The organism is Fulvivirga sp. M361 (assembly GCF_007097395.1).
Classification (GTDB): domain Bacteria; phylum Bacteroidota; class Bacteroidia; order Cytophagales; family Cyclobacteriaceae; genus Fulvivirga.
The window spans coordinates 91816-109713 of the sequence record NZ_VKDC01000014.1 but is presented as its reverse complement, the minus strand read 5'-3'; the positions used below and the strand labels follow the sequence as shown (position 1 = coordinate 109713).

Here is a 17898-nt window from a genome sequence, read left to right as displayed (position 1 = left end):
AATGAAAACCGTCAGATCTGTTATAGCGCTATTCATACTATTGGTATTTGTTTCCGGAGATGAAATAAGAAATGGCTATCGTTCTGTAAAAAACAGAAGTTTTCAATCAGGCGAAGTGTTGACATACAAAGTACACTATGGCTTTATCAGTGCTGCTACGGCCGAATTGACCATCAGTGACAAACTGTACAGGCTCAATGACAGAAAGTGCTACAAGATAGAGGTAATGGGTAGGTCAGTAGGCATGTTTGACCTTTTTCTTAGGATTAGAGATACCTGGGGAACCTATCTTGATACATCAGCTATCATAACACATAAATTCTACAGGAAGATCGAAGAAGGAAAATACCGGAAAAATGAGGTTGTAGAGTTTGATCATGAAAGCCACATGGCTTATTCCAAATCATTCGATAACAGGAAGCAACAGTGGAAGCCGACCAAAACATTTGAAGTACCTGATAACGTACAAGACTTAGTGAGTGCGTATTACTACATACGTACCCTTAATTTTAAGGAGTTAAAAGAAGGAGAGATCATAAGTATTGATACGTTCTTTGACGAAGAACTCTATGATTTTTCCATCAAGTTTGTAGGTCGAGAAGTAGTAAAAACTAAGTTAGGAAAGATCAGATCTTTAGTGCTTTCTCCTATCATGCCTGAAAATAGTTTGTTTGATGGTGAGAATGCGATAAGGTTTTGGATATCCGATGATGTAAATAAAGTACCATTAAAAGTAAAAGCGGAATTGTTGGTAGGAGCCGTCGAAATAGATATTCAGAGCTTCAAGAAAGGCGTTAAGTAATTGTTATCATATTGTTACGTACTTTTCATTACATCTTTTTCTCTATACTTTTATTTTTTTAAATTGACAGTCGATATTTATTCAATAAACCAAAGTTTGTACTTATGGGAAGCAAGCAAAGCCAGAAGGTGCTTGTAGTCGATGATGAAGAATCAATCCTCGAACTTCTAAAATATAATCTCGAAAAGCAGGGGTATGAAGTTAAGACGGCGCTAGACGGTTTTAAAGGTGTTGAAACGGCCAAGAAATTCCAACCGGATCTTATTTTGCTGGATATCATGATGCCGAAACAAGACGGCGTAGAAACATGCAGACAAATCAGAGAAGTGCCTGAACTATCAAATGCCTTCATTATTTTTCTTACGGCCAGATCAGAAGAGTACTCGGAAATTGCTGCGTTTGATGTAGGCGCTGATGATTACATCACAAAGCCTATTAAGCCTCGCGCTCTAATGAGCAGGATCAGTGCACTGTTTCGAAGGGATTCGAAGAAGAAAGCTGTTACTAATCAAATTAGTTTGGGAGGCCTTATGATCGATCGATCCAGTTATACGATCAAAATGGACGAAAAGGAGATCACCTTACCTAAAAAAGAATTTGAACTTCTTTACTTCCTTGCCCAAAATCCAAACAAGGTTTTTGGTCGTGACGAATTACTTCAAAATATATGGGGTTCTGACGTTTATGTATTAGCCCGTACCGTAGATGTACATATTCGGAAAGTACGCGAAAAAATAGGAGATGATTACATCAAAACAGTAAAAGGTGTAGGCTATAAGTTTAGTCTTAACTAGTTCATGGTATTCAGTTCTCGTACTATTGCGCTGTTGTTGGCGCTATGTATCGCGGCTATTACTACAGCTTTTTTGTCCTTATTTGAAGAAGTGACACAGAGCGCTTTACTCGTGGCGTTTTGCATAAGTGGTTCTGTTTCTTATCTTCTGGGCTTTATCGTATTGGAGTTTTTGATATTTAGGGAGATCAATAAGATCTACAGTCTGTTTGATAAACTCCGTAAAAAAGAATTAAAGACGATAGAAACAGAACGTTCAAATCCTTTCAATCCATTAAAACGGATCAACGAAGAAATATTCTCATATGCGTCATTGAAACAAAAGGAAATTGATGAGCTTAAGAAGATCGAGGCGTTTAGAAGAGAATTTATCGCTGACGTCAGCCACGAACTGAAAACCCCGATTTTTGCTGCTCAGGGGTTTGTACATACATTGCTGGATGGTGCTGTTAAAGATAAGAACGTACGTACCAGGTTTTTGAAGAAAGCGGCCAAAAGCCTGGACGGACTGGATATATTGGTTCAGGACTTGCTCACACTTTCGCAAATAGAGACAGGAGAGATCAAAATGCATTTTGAGTATTTTGATATTCTGCAAATGGCGGTAGATACCATGGAGCAATTCGAAAACAAAGCGGATAAGAAAGACATAATACTTGAATTTGCGGGGGAGAAACCAGACCGGGTTCGGGTATATGGAGACTGGCGCCGTATTAATCAGGTATTTACGAACCTGATAAGTAATGCTATCAAATATAGTAATGAAGGGGACCACGTATGGGTGGAATTTGATGTGCAAGATGACTTTGTAGTGACAAAAGTGAGGGATATCGGTGAAGGAATACCCGAAGAGGACATTGGTCGTATTTTCGAGAGGTTTTATCGTGTGGATAAAAGTAGATCCAGAGAGAAAGGAGGAACGGGTCTGGGACTGGCTATTGTAAAGCACATTATCGAGGGACACAATTCTAAAGTAGAGGTAAAAAGTGTGCCGGGTGAAGGTTCGGAGTTTAGCTTCAAGCTTCCAAAAGCAAAAGATGAAGACCCTGCATTGGAAGACGAGTTGGAGGAGTGAGTTTAAAATCTACAAGGTTTAAATTTCTTATTTGCTAAGTTCCCGTCTACCTTTGCTTTCATGGCAAGAAAAATTCGATTCGAAGATCTGGTTTTGTGGGAAGATGATGACTACGTACTGATTAACAAACCCCCCTTTATATCTACTCTGGAAGACCGTAACAGCCCAATGAATATTTTGGAGATGGCGCGTCAGGTTATTCCCGATGCCCAGGTTGGACATCGGTTAGATAAAGAAACGTCCGGTGTGCTCGCTTTGGCAAAAAATGCTGAGGCTTATCGTCACCTGTCAGTACAGTTTGAGCAGCGTAAAGTGAATAAAGAATATCATGCACTTTGCGATGGAATACATGATTTTAAAGACTTCACCGTTACAGACAAAATCCTTAAACTTTCCAACGGAAGCGTGAGGATAGACAGGGCAGGCAAAGAAGCACGAACAATATTTAATACCTTACATGCTTATAAGCTTCATTCCCTGATACGTTGCCAGCCAATAACCGGTCGTATGCATCAGATAAGGATACATCTGGCAAATAACGGTGCTTCAATTACTGGGGATCCGCTTTATGGAGGAAAGCCCTTCTACCTGTCATCTATAAAGCGCAACTATAACCTGGGTAAGTGGGAGGAGGAATTGCCACTCATTAAACGTCATGCGTTACATGCGCATGCATTATCTTTCAAGGACCTTTCAGGAAACGAGGTGGCCGTAAAAGCTGAGTATCCTAAAGATTTCAGGGTGGTTGTAAAGCAATTGGATAAGAACGTATAACTCAGAATTACTCTAATAGCAGAGGGCTAATTGATGCTAATCTGAAAATTTATTATACGTACAAAAATCGCAGACCATTGGGCCCGCGATTTTTGTACACAAGACTTTAGCTTAAGTTAAATCGGGGTAAAATCAATTTGACTTTAAGCCCTTAATTATATCCAGTGTGTCTTTTACTTTTTGGGTAAGGCCATTATAGTCGAAAGAGCCATCAGGGCCTTTGACAAAGAGCTTTGATCCCATTCCCACGCAATGTACACCAGCGTCAAACCACCCTTTAAGATTATCATGAGTAGGTTCTACACCCCCGGTAGGCATAATACTTGTCCAGGGAAACGGGCCTCTAACAGCCTTTACAAAGGAAGGTCCGCCTACCTGTGATCCCGGGAAGATCTTGACCACCTCAGCTCCTAACTCCTCTGCATAAGATATTTCTGTTAATGAGCCGCAACCTGGTGACCAGGCTACTTTTCTTCGGTTACATACTTTTGCCATCTCGGCGTTTAGTATTGGAGAGACAATAAAATTAGCTCCATTCTGCAAGTAGAGAGAGGTTGTACCGACATCAATTACAGACCCTACACCCAGGATCATTTCCGGAGTTTCTGATGCTGCAAATTTATTCAGTTCGCAAAATACTTCATGTGCATAATCACCTCGATTAGTGAATTCGAATACACGAATCCCACCATCATAACACGCCTTTATTATTTTTTTACACACCTCTATGTCTTTATGATAAAATACAGGAACCATACCCGTACTTTTCATTTGAAGTGCTACGTCTATTCTTGTAAATCTAGCCATTGCTTAATTTGAATTTGTTTGATCAAAAATTGATGTGCATTGAAAGAGTACTGCCTTAGTTATTTGCACAACCCATTTGTTTTATCTTGCCACGCGACCTGAAGCATCGCCACCCATCAGCTTTTCGACCTCAGGCACAGTTACCAGGTTAGCATCCCCCTTAATAGTGTGTTTCAGGCATGAAGCGGCTACTGCAAAGTCTAATGCATTTTGGTCGTTTTCAGGATATTTTAACAGACCATAAATCAAGCCTCCCATGAAAGAATCACCGCCGCCAACGCGATCAACGATGTCTGTGATCTGGTATTGACGTGATTCGTACATTTTTTTTCCGTCGTACATTACACCGGCCCATGTGTTGTGTGAGGCAGATATTGAACCGCGTAAAGTGGTAATTACTTTTTTGGCTTTAGGAAATTTTTCCATCATTTGTTGACAAACAGATAAAAATGCCTGAGCGGTCACTTCATGGCCTTGTGTGGTGATATCGAGTCCTTCAGGTTTTATTCCAAAATGTTTTTCAGCATCTTCTTCATTACCTAGTATAATATCACAATACGAGGTGAGCTCGGTCATAATACCTTCAGACTCTACACCGTACTTCCATAATTTAGCACGATAGTTAAGATCTGTGGAAATGGTTATACCAAGATCACTTGCGGCTTTCACAGCTTCCAGGCATACATCAGCAGCACCTTGAGAGATAGCCGGTGTAATTCCTGTCCAGTGAAACCATTCCGCTCCATCAAATACCTTTTTCCAGTCAATCATTCCAGGCTGGATATCCGCTATAGCCGAGTTGGCCCTGTCATATACTACTTTGCTTCCTCTGCTAACGGCTCCTGTTTCAAGGAAATAGATACCCAGTCTGTCTCCGCCAAAGACTATGTTTTGCGTATTGACCCCTCTTTTTCTCATTTCCATGAGCGCACATTCTCCGATATCGTTTTTGGGTAATCGAGTGACAAAATCAACAGGGACTCCATAATTGGCCAATGACACAGCTACGTTGGATTCTCCCCCTCCGTAAACTACATCAAATGAAGTAGTCTGTGAAAACCTGAGGAAGCCAGGAGGCGCCAGTCTCAACATTATTTCTCCGAACGTTACTACCTTTTTCATACTTCTGTTTATTAGTGGTGTTTAGTTTCGTGTTCGTTAACGGGAGGTGATAAAAAAATTCCTTTGAAAAAAGGAATTCTAACCGTGTTCGTTACCGTAATACAAAAATGTAATATATTGCATGTAAATACAAGGGTATTCTAACATTTTGTCAAAAATCAATAAGCCAGGTTTTGTTATGAATGTAGAAACTTTACGAAACTGACCCATGTCAAAGTATGAAGCTATCAAAGGATAGCATTTTCATAGAACCCGAATAAAAGTGTATTTATGTCCTTTTAATAACATAGTTGGTTATTGACTTTAAGAGATGAAAAGGATTACAATAAAGGAAATTGCGAGATTGGCCGGAGTATCGGTAGGCACTGTTGACAGAGTGCTTCATGATAGAGGTGAGGTAGCTGCTGCTACGCGTGATCAAGTGTTAAAAATTGCTAAAGAGGGGAATTATTCCACCAATGTTTTTGCAAGAAATTTAAAGCTGAATAAAACCTATACGCTGGCTGTGATCCTACCTGAAGATAATGAATATTGGAAGGCCCAAAGATCGGGTATCATGAGTGTATCCGAGGAATATGCCTCACTCGGTATGCAGCTGGATTTCTACACTTTTGACAGACATAATGAAGATTCTTTCATTATTCAATCAAAGAAAGCATTGACCTCTTTACCTGATGGTGTAATTATGGCACCCTTACAGGCAAAAGAAGCAAAAGAAATATGTATGGCACTTACCCGGAATGACATTCCTTTTGTATTTGTTGATTCAAACCTTGACGGAGTACAACCATTGGCCTTCATCGGTCAGGATTCTATTCAAAGCGGATTCCTGGCCGCTAAGCTTCTGAACTTCGGATGTCCGAAGGGGCATCCCTCCGTTATTATCAGGTACACTGATTTCGACAGCATTAATAAAACCATGGATGAACGTATCGCGGGTTTTCGAAAATTTTATGCTACGAACAATTTTGACCCGGCACTTATTAAAGAGATTGAAATAGAGAGTGAACAGTCCCAAATCAATGAAGACTTTATTATTGGGATGGGCGATCCACTGCATTTGTTTGTACCTAATTCGCGTTCGCATCAAATTGTGAAACGAATAAAGCAACTGGGAAATAACACTTATCGTCTGGTGGGCTATGATATGATCGAAGAGAATGTGAAATATCTGAAAGAAGGATGCATTGATTTTCTTATCCACCAAAGTCCCAAATTACAGGGTAATCTTGCGGTTCAAGTTTTTTACAAGCATCTCATTCTTAAATCAGACGTGACATCTACGCAATTCATGCCCCTGGACATACTTACCAAAGAGAATGTAACTTTTGCCACGTACTAAAGTCAGTCTACAGGATGGAATTGTGACAATAGCTAATCCCAGACCCTTATAAAGTGACCATTCAAGTGTGTTTTCGCTAACTTGAAGCAAGGTAGTGCCTGGACTGAAATATTTATATTGGCTATTGCATTTCAAGATATATCAATCTATCTTTGCAATCCCTTTTTTGAGAGGGGTGTATTCATTTGTAAAAACAAAGCTTTTAAAAGCGTGGAAAGTTTAAGTTATAAGACCATCTCGGCGAATAAGGCCTCGGTCGATAAAAATTGGGTGGTAGTTGATGCTGACGCTAAGGTATTAGGTCGCTTGGCCAGTGAAGTAGCTAAGATCATCAGAGGAAAGAACAAGCCGGACTACACTCCTCATGTAGATTGTGGTGACAACGTCATCGTGATCAACGCTGATAAAATACAACTTACAGGTAAAAAATGGACAGATAAAGTATATGTGTCTCATACAGGCTATCCGGGAGGTCAACGCCAGACTACCCCAAGGCAATTGAAGGATAAGTCTTCTACGCTTTTGGTGGAAAGGGCAGTAAGAGGCATGCTTCCTAAAAACAGGATCGGTAGATCGTTGTTTAAAAACTTGTATGTTTATGAAGGTGCGGAACATCCGCATGCGGCACAGCAACCCCAGGAAATAAAACTTTAAGAATGGAAGTAATAAGTTCAATAGGTAGAAGAAAAACCTCGGTGGCACGAATTTATGTGACTGCCGGAAAGGGTGATATCACAGTTAATAACCGGACTGTAAAAGATTACTTTGTCTCTGACATTTTGGAAACCATCGTGAAGCAACCTCTTAATGTGGTTGAGGCTGTTTCCGATTTCGATATTAAGGTTAATGTTGAAGGCGGAGGACCTGCCGGCCAGGCCGAAGCGATCCGTTTAGCAGTGTCCAGGGCGTTAGTTGAGATCGACCCTGAGCACAGAGCACCTTTGAAAAAAGAAGGTTTTCTGACTAGAGATCCTCGCATGGTGGAACGAAAGAAGTACGGAAGAAGGAAAGCGCGTAGGAAATTCCAGTTCAGTAAACGTTAATTCTTTCGCTGAAATAGAAAAACAAGTATTAATGGCAAATAAACTAGAATACAAAGACTTACTAGATGCTGGTGTTCATTTCGGACACTTGACGAGAAAGTGGGATCCCAAAATGTCTCAGTACATTTTCATGGAGAAAAATGGTATCCACATTATTGATTTAAATAAAACCCTTGAGTGCCTCGAAAAAGCATCTTATGCACTTAAGAACATCGTAAGATCAGGAAGAAAAGTATTATTTGTAGCTACTAAAAAGCAAGCTCAAGACATCGTTTCTACTGAGGCTAAAAGGTTAAACATGCCTTTCGTTACCGAGCGATGGTTGGGTGGAATGCTCACAAACTTTGCTACAATAAGAAAGTCATTGAAGAAAATGACCTCCATCGAAAAATTAATGAAAGATGAGGCTTATCTGAACCTGGCAAAGAGAGAGAGATTGATGGTATCCAGAGAAAAGGATAAGCTGGAGAAAGTTTTAGGTGGAATAGCGGACCTCAATCGTCTCCCTGCGGCATTGTTTGTCATAGATGTGAAAAGAGAACATATAGCAGTTAAGGAAGCTCAAAAACTGAATATTCCGGTATTTGCTATGGTCGATACTAATTCCGATCCAAGAGGGGTGGACTTTCCTATTCCTGCTAACGATGATGCTTTTAAATCAATTTCATTGATTACAGAACATGTTGGTAAAGTAATGGAAGAGGCATTGATGGAAAGGAAGAAAGATAAAGAACAGGCAGCACTTCAAAAGGAAGAAGAAGCTAAGAAAAAAGTTGATGAAGAGGAGGCAGTAAAAGAGTAAATTTTCTTAATCTACATCTGGAATAAACGCATAGGAAAATTGAACATTGGAATTAAACCGGTGTTCAATTTTTCGTTAAAAACAATCTAAAACAAGAAATACAAAACCTAAAATCATGGCAATTACCGCTAAAGACGTAAATAAGCTCCGACAAATGACCGGCGCAGGTATGATGGACTGTAAAAAGGCTTTGACCGAAGCTGAAGGTGATTTTGATAAAGCGATAGAAATTTTAAGAAAAAAGGGGCAAAAAGTGTCCGCTTCCAGGGCTGATAGAGATACCAAAGAAGGGTCTGTATTTGTGAAAACTAATGCGGACCACACAGAAGGTGTTTTGATCGCTTTGAATTGTGAGACTGACTTTGTAGGTAAGAATGAAGAGTTCCTGGCATTAGGTAATGACATTATCGATGCGGCTTTCGAAAATTCTCCTTCAGATATCGCTGCATTGAACGGTGAAAAAATCGGAGACCTTACTGTATCTGATAAAATCACTGAAATGGTAGGTAAGATTGGAGAAAAGATAGAGATCAGTGAATATGTAAGACTAAGTGGTGACGCTGTAGTTCCTTACATTCATGCTGGTAATAAACTTGGTGTATTGGTGGCCTTGCAAGGTGCTGGTGGAGCTGACGTTTCAGAAGCAGGAAAAGATGTAGGTATGCAGATAGCTGCTATGAACCCTGTTGCTGTTGATAAAAACGGTGTGGACAGAAGTACGGTCGAAAAAGAATTAGAGATCGGGAGAGAGCAGGCATTGGCAGAAGGTAAGCCTGAAAATATTGTCGATAAGATTGCTCAGGGTAAGCTGCAAAAATTCTATAAAGACAATACATTACTTAATCAACAATTTGTCAAAGACAATGGTGTAACGGTGAGTAAATACCTGGACAGCGTACAGCAGGGACTGACTGTATCTGAATTTAAAAGAATTGTTATTGGCTAATCCAGCTAAGAAATTTGAAGCTTAAAAAATCTCTTTCAATTCGGAAGGGATTTTTTTATATGTTAGACAGTTACCTTTCGACTGCTATTTGGTATTAAAAGATCACGATAATCAAGTAACTAACTGAAAAATGAAAAAGTCAATATTTTTTACTCTTATTATTCCGATTGCTTTTGCAATATCATGTAACGATGATGAAGAATCGGGCACTCCTCTTAATGCGGAACAGGCACAGGTATCCATGGATAACCTGGGCACCGACATGTCAGATGACGTGGTAAATATGATCCAGTCTGACGGCGTTGAAGCTATGAACGACTTGTTCGCTTTATTAGACGTGAGCGATCCTTTCAACGGCCGCTTGGCCGAACTGGACCAGGAAGGACGAAAGAAATGGTTCAAATCAAGATCAATGCTCTTTAAAACTATTTTTGTTCCTGCTAAATCTGTTGATTTTAATCGCGTTCAGGAGGACGGTGACTTTGATTTCGAGGGAAATAAAGGTATATATGATTGGGATGCCGAGGCTGAGGAATTTGTGAAATCTCAGGAAAGCTCAGACATAATTGTTATCAATTTTCCAGCCGGAGAGTCTGAGACTAATAATGTATCACTTCGTATTAATGACTATACTGAAAAGGCCATTGAGGAAGAAGATGATTTCTTTCCGGGAGAGATAGATATTTATTATGTACCTACAAAAATCAGTGCAGAATTAAGTGTGGACGAAACAGTACAGATAAAGCTTGATTTTGCAGCTAGCTATAATACTATAGGTGATCCTGTTTCTGGAAATGCAAGTCTTTTCCTTAATCCTTACAATTTCACCGTGAATTTTGATGATTCCCAGTCAGCCAGTGCGACACTTTCTGCTTCTATCACTGAAGGCGACGCTGTCATCACTTCTGCTGACCTTACGGTTACTTTCCAAAGTGCTGATAAAGAAGAAGTCAAAGAAGCAAGCGGATTTGTTCAATATATGAACATCAAACTTCAAGGCAATATCAATGCTCAAGAACTTGATACAGAGGATGAAGACGTTGATGTTAATGAATTCATAAATTTGGAACTATTTGATGGTGCGAACAAAGTAGGAGATATCGTGATTGAGGAGGAGGAAGATGAAGATGGTTATGAAGAGGAAGTTCCTTATGTGGTATATGCTGACGGTTCCAAGGAAAAACTTGAAGATATACTTCAGCCTGCTATCGATGAAGTGGATGGAGAATTCGATAATTGGGATTTTGGTGACTAATCCAAATTGAAAATAGAATAGCTTAAAAGCCTGGGTTCACTCAGGCTTTTTTTATGTTGCCTTATGAAGTGACAGGCGCTTCCTTTAGCTAAACTAAATGACACGTTGGTAACTCAATAACCCGGCACGAAATTCAGAAGATACTTCTGTACACTTTTTCCCTGCTAATATGGATTATCAATGGCCCCGGGGTCAATCCGATTTCTTTACTCCCCCTTCTTAAATGCTGAATTAAAGGCATTTTTCAAGTCTTCACCGGCTTTTTTTAAGTTTTGTTCCACATCGTCGATCCTGTCCTTGTGTTTGTCTTTGAAATTTGAGAACTCGTCTTTAAGTTTTTCGCCACTACGTTTCAACTCATCAATCCGCTCAGCGTATTCTTCTTCTGCATTGGCGCCTGCTTCTTTCAGGTCTGCTAAAAGCTCATCAATCTTCTTTCCGACCTTTTTAAACATTTTCTCGGCTTGTCCTTCAGGTTTTCTTCCCATAGTATGTTAGTTTTCTTACTTGAAAATACGTATCAACCTGTGAAAAGTTAGTATGACAGAGCAAGATCCATTATCCTTTATCGCAAAACAGCTTGAAACCAAACTATCTGTTAAGCAAGTTGCTTACAGAAATTTATGCGATGTATTTGAAATACTTGAAAAAGAAGCACACAAGGTAATTAGTCAAATAAGAGATCGCATCACCTCTTGTGATGAAGGTATTGCTATGGAAGTGGTCGGAGAAAATGGCCAGGAATTCCATATGAAAATAGGCGGTGATCTTTTGGTGTTTATTATGCACACCAATATTATCACGCTGGATAAAGAACATGGCTTTAATAAAAGTGATCATGTCGCAGAAAATACATTCAGGAGATATTTGGGGCAGATCAATGTTTATAATTTTATGGTCGATTCATTCAAATACAATCGACTGACGGATCCGGGGTTTTTGCTGGCAAGACTTTTTGTGAACTGTGACCGGCATTTCATGATCGAGGGAGAGCGTCAATTGGGATTTATGTTTGACAGGGTTTCTGAAAAGCCAATTACCGACATTGACTTGAATATGTTCATCAAACTCTTGATTACTCAAGCCATTGAATCTGATCTTATAGCTCCCTCATTTCCTGAGATCAGAACTATTTCGTTGCATCAGAAAATAGAAAAAACCCAAGCTTTGGGCGGAGGTGTGAAAATTGGATTCCAAATGAAATCGAAAGATGAAATATCCTAGCGTTTCCCGTATCTAAACAATGGATTTCCATATATAAGTGTAAAGAAAAGTGAGAAAGTCAATATGCTCGCTGATTTGAGTTGAAATAAGGCCATTATTCAATACCGCTCACAATTTTTCTGCCCATCTTTGCAGTCTATGAGACGAATAGTGAGATCTGTATTACTAGGGGTAATTGTATTATCGCTGGCAACTTGCGCATCCACACAAAAGCGTAATGGAAAACTCAAGAAAGGCAAGCCTATTCCTTGTCCAATGAAAGACTGCTGAAACTGTAACTAAGAATGAAGAAGATTGTTATTGCTATTGATGGATATTCGGCATGTGGTAAAAGTTCCACTGCCAGGGAGGTAGCGAGCGCTTTAGGATATACCTATATCGATACAGGGGCAATGTACAGAGCAGTTACTTTGTATTTTCAACAAAATCATGTAAGCCTCAGTAATGAAAAAGACATTGCTAAAGCGGTAGCTAATATTGAAGTATCATTTGTATTGAATGCAGAGAAAGGTTCCTTTGACACCTATCTGAATGGATTGAACGTAGAGAAGGAAATTCGCCAGATGTATATTTCTGAAAGCGTTAGCCAGGTGAGTCGGATCAGAGCAGTAAGAGATGCCATGGTAGCCCAACAACGACGTCTTGGAAAGAAAAAAGGTGTGGTAATGGATGGAAGGGACATCGGTACGGTAGTTTTTCCTGAGGCAGAACTAAAAATATTTATGTTGGCAGATATGCACGTGAGAGCAGAAAGACGTCAGAAAGAATTGTTGGAAAAAGGCCAAATGGTGAACTTCGATGAGATCATGGACAATCTGGAAATGAGGGATACTATTGATACCACTCGGCAAGAAAGCCCATTAAAGCAGGCAAAAGATGCTATTGTTGTTAATACAACGTTTCTGCTGCTTGAAGAACAGATCGATGAAATAGTGAACCTGGCTTTAGGCAGGATTTTACAAGAGTCGCCTGAGTCTTCCCGGTCTTAAAAAGGAGTGAGTTTTAAATCGTTGAATAATAAAAGTAATCAATTTTAATTGTAGGAAAAATTATTAATTTTACCCGCGATTTGTGAAAAATCTGAATCTTATAACAAAGCATGTCTAAATTCATCAAGCTGAAAAAAGGGTTTGATATCAACTTGGCTGGTAAAGCTGAAAAGAGGATTTCCGAAGTTGAGCAACCCGAAACTTTTGCTTATAAGCCTACCTCTTTTCATGGTATTTTAAGACCCAAGCTAATGGTGGCTGAAGGGGATAATGTAAAAGCAGGAACGCCTATTCTTTTTGACAAGAAAAGTGAAAAAATACTTCATGTAGCCCCGGTGAGTGGGGAAATAGTAGAAATACGACGTGGAGAAAAAAGGAAGTTACTGGAAGTAGTGATACTGGCAGATAAAGAGATCCAATATGAACAGTCAGATGTCCACTCTGTTTCGGATATCGCGACACTTTCGAAAGAGGCAATTATTGAGAAAATGCTGCAAGGGGGTGTATGGCCCAATCTGGTTCAGCGCCCTTATGGTGTCCTGGCTGATCCGGAAGTAACACCGAAGGCAATATTTATCTCTGCTTTTGACAGTCATCCTCTTGCTCCGGATTATGCGTTTATTTTTAAGGGGCAGGATCAGTACTTTCAGGCAGGTTTAGACCTGCTTAAAAAATTAACATCCGGCAAAGTACAGCTCAATATTGACTCCAACGCTGAAGTATCTACAATGTTCGCTCAGGCGAAAAATGTACAGATCAATAAGTTTTCAGGAGCCCATCCGGCAGGTAACGTTGGAGTTCAAATACATCATTTAGATCCTATCAATAAAGGGGAAACAGCGTGGACGATCAATCCATACGGAGTTATACAAATTGGTAAGCTGTTTTTGGAAGGTAAATATGATGCTTCCAAGATCATCGCTGTGACAGGGTCAGAGATCAAAGATCCGCAATATTATAAAACCTATTTAGGTGCTTCTATTAAGAAATTTGTTAATGGCAATCTGAAAAGTGATCACGTACGTTGTGTTTCAGGTAATGTGCTGACGGGAGAGAAAATAGCGCACGACGGGCACATGGGATTTTTTGATCATATGATATCTGTTATACCTGAAGGAGATTATTACGAATTGTTCGGATGGATCAAACCTACTACCAATAAGCTTAGTTTTCAGCGGGCTTTTGGTCTTTTATCCTTTTTGAATCCAAATAAAGAGTATATTCTGGATACTAATTCAAAAGGTCAACATAGGGCATTTGTGCAGACAGGAGTATTTGAAAAAGTACTACCGATGGACATTTTACCAACTTATCTATTGAAAGCTATTCTTGCAGAGGATTTTGATGATATGGAAGCGTTGGGCATTTATGAAGTGGTAGAAGAAGATCTGGCGTTGTGCGAGTTCGTAGATGTATCCAAAAATGATATACAAAAGATAGTGAGAGAAGGGCTCGATTTGATGCAGTATAGTTAATTTCAAAATTATTGTTGATCCATTATGAAGTTTTTAAGAGACGCGTTAGACAAGGTTAAGCCGAACTTTGAGAAAGGTGGAAAGTGGGAGAAGTTCTATTATATCTACGAAGCTCATGAGACCTTATTATTTGCACCTAATGAGACTACCAAGGCGCGAGGAGTACAGATCCGTGATGCTATAGATATGAAAAGGCTAATGATGACGGTGATCATTTCACTTGTTCCATGTCTTTTGTTTGCTATTTATAATACCGGGTACCAGCATTTCATTGCCATTGGTCAACCGGATGCCGGAATATTTGATATTTTGCTCAGTGGCGCTATTCAGGTAATACCTATAGTAGCTGTTTCTTATATCGCAGGATTGGGAATAGAGTTCACATTTGCTACTATCAGAAAGCATGAGATTAACGAAGGTTTCTTGGTCTCAGGAATGCTCATACCTTTGGTGATGCCACCGGATATCCCACTTTGGCAGGTGGCGTTAGCAACTATTTTTGCGGTAATAATTGCAAAAGAGGCCTTCGGAGGCACCGGGATGAATATATTAAACGTAGCGCTGACAGCCAGAGCATTTCTATATTTTGCTTATCCGAGTGACATATCAGGCGATGTTTGGACCTATATCGGAGATGCTAACCAGGCCGTAGCCGGATTCACTGGCGCTACTCCCTTATCCATAGGTGCTCAGGCGGTAGCTACCGGTGAAAATGTATTGGCATCATTTAATGCTTACGGAGCAGGATGGGCTGATGGTCTGTTTAGTTTTTCTAACTTATTCTGGGGTTTTTATCCAGGTTCTATAGGCGCCACTTCTGTATTGATGTGTCTGATAGGAGCGGCTGTACTAGTGGCTACGGGTGCAGGCAGTTGGAAGATCATCCTAAGTGTGTTTGTAGGTGCGTATGGCACAGGGCTTTTGTTTAATGCCATTGGAGCAAACGAATTTATGTTGATGCCAGCTCACTATCATTTGGTTATTGGTGGACTTGCCTTTGGAGCGGTGTATATGGCTACCGATCCTGTAAGTGCAGCACAGACAGAAGTAGGGAAGTGGATATACGGTTTTATGATTGGCCTTTTAACCGTTTTGATCAGAGTCTTTAACCCGGCATATCCTGAAGGGATCATGCTGGCCATATTATTTATGAATGTATTTGCTCCACTCATAGACTACTATGTGGTGAATGCTAACAAAAAAAGGAGGTTACAACGTGCAACAGTCTAACGCATACATCTTAATTTTCACCGCGATCATGACCATTATCGTTGGTGGATTATTATCAATAGCTTCTCAGGGATTAGCCCCTGCTCAAAAAAAGTCAATTGAACTGGATACCAAAACCCAGATATTGGCTTCTGTGATGGATCGTGAAGAGTTAGGTAAAATGAAACCTGATGAGATCCTTGCCAAATATCATCAGCGTATCGTTTCGTTGGTGGTGGATATCAATGGCGAAGAAGTGACAACAAATGAAAAGGGTGGAGAGATGGTGGCCGAAGAGGTCAATATTCTTAAGAACTATAAGAAGTCCCCGGAAGAAAGACACTACCCTGTTTACAAATATGTAAGTGAAAACAATGCGGATAAAGTTGAAGCATACATACTGCCCTTGTACGGTGCTGGCCTATGGAACAGTATCTGGGGATATGTTGCTCTAAAATCGGATTTAAATACCATTGGAGGTACTTCATTTGATCATACAGGAGAGACACCTGGCCTGGGGGCTAGAATAACTTCTCCTGAAATACAGAACAGGTATGTTGGTAAAAAGATTTATGATGAATCTGGCAAGCTGGTTTCTGTTGATATGGTAAAGGGCGAAGGAAATTCAGGACTGAATGAGCATCAGGTAGATGGCATGTCAGGTGCTACTATTACCGGCAGGGGACTGAATGATATGCTAAAATCTTATTTGAATCATTATCAAAGCTATTTTAAAAAGATAAATGTAGGTGCAACAGCCAAACTTTAATCTTTTCTCATCGGTTATAACATACGAAAATAACATTGCATATATGAGTACGGAAACACTCGAACAAACGGAAGAACAGGTGGTCTCCCAACCAGCGGAAGCCGTCCTGTCTAAGAGAAGAAAGCGATTAATCACGGACCCGTTGAACGAAGATAACCCCATTACAATACAGGTATTGGGAATATGTTCAGCTTTGGCCGTTACTGTTAAAATGGAGCCTACTCTTATCATGTCTATAGCTGTTGTAGCGGTAATTGTGTTCTCTAATTTAATCATATCATTGATCCGTAACCTGGTACCTAACAGGGTAAGGATCATCGTGCAGTTAGCGGTGATTGCTACTTTGGTGACATTGGTTAGTGAAGTGCTTAAGGCGTATAACTATGAGATGTACAAAGTATTAGGTGCTTTTGTAGGCCTGATTATTACAAACTGTATTGTGATGGGGCGTTTGGAGGCTTTCGCTATGGGCAATAAACCCTACGATTCAATTTTAGATGGTATTGGCAGTGGGTTTGGCTATGCCTGGATCATATTAACCGTAGCATTTTTCAGAGAATTGCTTGGATCAGGATCTGTATTTGATTTTAAAGTATTCGAAGCATTAGGTTGGGCCAGTTTCCCAACAAATGGTCTGATGGTGGATTCCATTGGTGCATTCATGGTGCTTGGAATTCTTATCTGGATACAAAGGTCAAAGTCAGGATACGTAGAACATTAAATTAGATACAATGGATCTGATAAGTTTAGGAATTAAGTCAGTTTTTATAGACAATATGATATTTGCCTACTTCTTAGGAATGTGCTCTTTTTTAGCGGTGTCTAAGAAGGTGCAAACGGCCCTGGGATTAGGTATGGCAGTAGTATTTGTTTTGACCATTACAGTACCTATCAATTGGTTATTACAAGAATACGTTTTAAAAGAAGGTGCATTAACCTGGGTAAGTGCTGGCTTTGCTGAAGTGAACCTTGAGTTTCTTCAGTTCATTATGTTTATTGCTATTATAGCAGGTATGGTGCAACTTGTGGAGATGGTGGTAGAAAAAGTTTCGCCGGCTTTATACGGGTCTTTGGGTATTTTCCTGCCGCTCATAGCTGTGAACTGTTCTATTTTAGGAGGTTCTCTATTTATGGTACAGCGTGATTATACGATATCCGAGGCATCCGTGTTTGGTTTCGGATCAGGTCTGGGTTTCGCCCTGGCCATTGTAGCGCTGTCAGCCATTCGTGAGAAATTGAAATATTCAAACGTGCCGGATGGATTGAAAGGATTAGGTCTTACTATGTTAATAACAGGCCTTATGGGATTGGCATTTAAGTCATTTATTGGAATAGCCATTTGATAACAAAATAAAGAGCTAAGAAATAATAAGAAAGGCTATCTCACACAGAGATGGCCTTTCTTATTTTCAAAATAACTCATTTGATAAATTTCTTTGACTCTGCCGTATTCTATGATTTACAAAAGTTA

General features: G+C 39.9%; 20 protein-coding genes. 17 read left to right on the top strand and 3 right to left on the bottom strand.

What is annotated here, in order from left to right; translation table 11 throughout:
• The first annotated feature begins 1 nt into the window (after nucleotide 1).
• The 4 genes from FNH22_RS16465 (at nucleotide 2) to FNH22_RS16450 (ending at nucleotide 3444) form a co-directional block, all read left to right on the top strand.
• Nucleotides 2–802, top strand: coding sequence for a DUF3108 domain-containing protein (locus FNH22_RS16465; RefSeq protein ID WP_143399507.1), 801 nt, complete (start codon nucleotides 2–4; stop codon nucleotides 800–802).
• Nucleotides 803–906: 104 nt separating this feature from the next.
• Nucleotides 907–1596 (top strand): response regulator transcription factor, encoded by a 690-nt coding sequence (locus tag FNH22_RS16460; RefSeq protein ID WP_143399506.1) that lies wholly within the window; start codon nucleotides 907–909, stop codon nucleotides 1594–1596.
• 3 nt (nucleotides 1597–1599) lie between these two features.
• Complete coding sequence (locus tag FNH22_RS16455) at nucleotides 1600–2670, top strand: cell wall metabolism sensor histidine kinase WalK (protein WP_143399505.1); 1071 nt, start codon at nucleotides 1600–1602, stop codon at nucleotides 2668–2670.
• Between the two features lie 60 nt (nucleotides 2671–2730).
• Nucleotides 2731–3444, top strand: a complete 714-nt coding sequence (locus FNH22_RS16450; protein WP_143399504.1) for an RluA family pseudouridine synthase — start codon at nucleotides 2731–2733, stop codon at nucleotides 3442–3444.
• Nucleotides 3445–3576: 132 nt separating this feature from the next.
• Here the strand turns inward: FNH22_RS16450 and FNH22_RS16445 are convergent, their stop codons facing one another.
• Both FNH22_RS16445 and FNH22_RS16440 read right to left on the bottom strand, forming a co-directional pair.
• Nucleotides 3577–4251 carry a bifunctional 4-hydroxy-2-oxoglutarate aldolase/2-dehydro-3-deoxy-phosphogluconate aldolase gene (locus FNH22_RS16445; RefSeq protein WP_143399503.1) on the bottom strand — a complete coding sequence of 225 codons (675 nt, stop codon included), beginning with the start codon at nucleotides 4249–4251 and terminating at the stop codon, nucleotides 3577–3579.
• Nucleotides 4252–4332: 81 nt separating this feature from the next.
• Nucleotides 4333–5373: a sugar kinase gene (locus tag FNH22_RS16440; RefSeq protein WP_143399502.1), complete on the bottom strand. Its 1041-nt coding sequence runs from the start codon at nucleotides 5371–5373 to the stop codon at nucleotides 4333–4335.
• Nucleotides 5374–5683: 310 nt separating this feature from the next.
• Here FNH22_RS16440 and FNH22_RS16435 point away from each other — a divergent pair, with 310 nt between their 5' ends.
• The 6 genes from FNH22_RS16435 (at nucleotide 5684) to FNH22_RS16410 (ending at nucleotide 10761) form a co-directional block, all read left to right on the top strand.
• Nucleotides 5684–6715: a LacI family DNA-binding transcriptional regulator gene (locus FNH22_RS16435; protein WP_143399501.1), complete on the top strand. Its 1032-nt coding sequence runs from the start codon at nucleotides 5684–5686 to the stop codon at nucleotides 6713–6715.
• Nucleotides 6716–6925: 210 nt separating this feature from the next.
• On the top strand, nucleotides 6926–7369 hold the full coding sequence (gene rplM, locus FNH22_RS16430; RefSeq protein ID WP_143399500.1) for a 50S ribosomal protein L13: 444 nt from the start codon (nucleotides 6926–6928) through the stop codon (nucleotides 7367–7369).
• A gap of 2 nt (nucleotides 7370–7371) precedes the next feature.
• A complete protein-coding gene (gene rpsI / locus FNH22_RS16425) occupies nucleotides 7372–7758 on the top strand; it encodes a 30S ribosomal protein S9 (protein WP_143399499.1) in 387 nt (128 codons plus the stop codon).
• 31 nt (nucleotides 7759–7789) lie between these two features.
• On the top strand, nucleotides 7790–8560 hold the full coding sequence (rpsB, locus tag FNH22_RS16420) for a 30S ribosomal protein S2 (protein ID WP_143399498.1): 771 nt from the start codon (nucleotides 7790–7792) through the stop codon (nucleotides 8558–8560).
• A gap of 115 nt (nucleotides 8561–8675) precedes the next feature.
• Nucleotides 8676–9506 (top strand): translation elongation factor Ts, encoded by an 831-nt coding sequence (gene tsf / locus FNH22_RS16415; RefSeq protein WP_143399497.1) that lies wholly within the window; start codon nucleotides 8676–8678, stop codon nucleotides 9504–9506.
• Between the two features lie 130 nt (nucleotides 9507–9636).
• Nucleotides 9637–10761, top strand: coding sequence for a hypothetical protein (locus FNH22_RS16410; protein ID WP_143399496.1), 1125 nt, complete (start codon nucleotides 9637–9639; stop codon nucleotides 10759–10761).
• A 206-nt stretch (nucleotides 10762–10967) separates the two neighbouring features.
• Here FNH22_RS16410 and FNH22_RS16405 read toward each other — a convergent pair whose 3' ends face one another.
• Nucleotides 10968–11249, bottom strand: a complete 282-nt coding sequence (locus FNH22_RS16405) for a hypothetical protein (protein ID WP_143399495.1) — start codon at nucleotides 11247–11249, stop codon at nucleotides 10968–10970.
• Nucleotides 11250–11301: 52 nt separating this feature from the next.
• Here FNH22_RS16405 and FNH22_RS16400 point away from each other — a divergent pair, with 52 nt between their 5' ends.
• The 7 genes from FNH22_RS16400 (at nucleotide 11302) to nqrE (ending at nucleotide 17770) form a co-directional block, all read left to right on the top strand.
• On the top strand, nucleotides 11302–11985 hold the full coding sequence (locus FNH22_RS16400) for a hypothetical protein (protein WP_143399494.1): 684 nt from the start codon (nucleotides 11302–11304) through the stop codon (nucleotides 11983–11985).
• Between the two features lie 284 nt (nucleotides 11986–12269).
• Nucleotides 12270–12974 (top strand): (d)CMP kinase, encoded by a 705-nt coding sequence (gene cmk / locus FNH22_RS16395; RefSeq protein ID WP_143399493.1) that lies wholly within the window; start codon nucleotides 12270–12272, stop codon nucleotides 12972–12974.
• Nucleotides 12975–13084: 110 nt separating this feature from the next.
• Entirely contained in the window at nucleotides 13085–14449 is a 1365-nt protein-coding gene (locus tag FNH22_RS16390) for a Na(+)-translocating NADH-quinone reductase subunit A (RefSeq protein ID WP_143399492.1), read from the top strand.
• 24 nt (nucleotides 14450–14473) lie between these two features.
• Nucleotides 14474–15679 carry an NADH:ubiquinone reductase (Na(+)-transporting) subunit B gene (locus FNH22_RS16385; RefSeq protein WP_143399491.1) on the top strand — a complete coding sequence of 402 codons (1206 nt, stop codon included), beginning with the start codon at nucleotides 14474–14476 and terminating at the stop codon, nucleotides 15677–15679.
• Nucleotides 15639–16427: an NADH:ubiquinone reductase (Na(+)-transporting) subunit C gene (nqrC, locus tag FNH22_RS16380; protein WP_370513186.1), complete on the top strand. Its 789-nt coding sequence runs from the start codon at nucleotides 15639–15641 to the stop codon at nucleotides 16425–16427. The genes FNH22_RS16385 and nqrC overlap by 41 nt, the downstream gene beginning before the upstream one ends.
• 43 nt (nucleotides 16428–16470) lie before the next feature.
• A complete protein-coding gene (locus FNH22_RS16375) occupies nucleotides 16471–17148 on the top strand; it encodes an NADH:ubiquinone reductase (Na(+)-transporting) subunit D (RefSeq protein WP_143399490.1) in 678 nt (225 codons plus the stop codon).
• A 10-nt stretch (nucleotides 17149–17158) separates the two neighbouring features.
• Complete coding sequence (nqrE, locus tag FNH22_RS16370; RefSeq protein WP_143399489.1) at nucleotides 17159–17770, top strand: NADH:ubiquinone reductase (Na(+)-transporting) subunit E; 612 nt, start codon at nucleotides 17159–17161, stop codon at nucleotides 17768–17770.
• The last annotated feature ends 128 nt before the right edge of the window (nucleotides 17771–17898 follow it).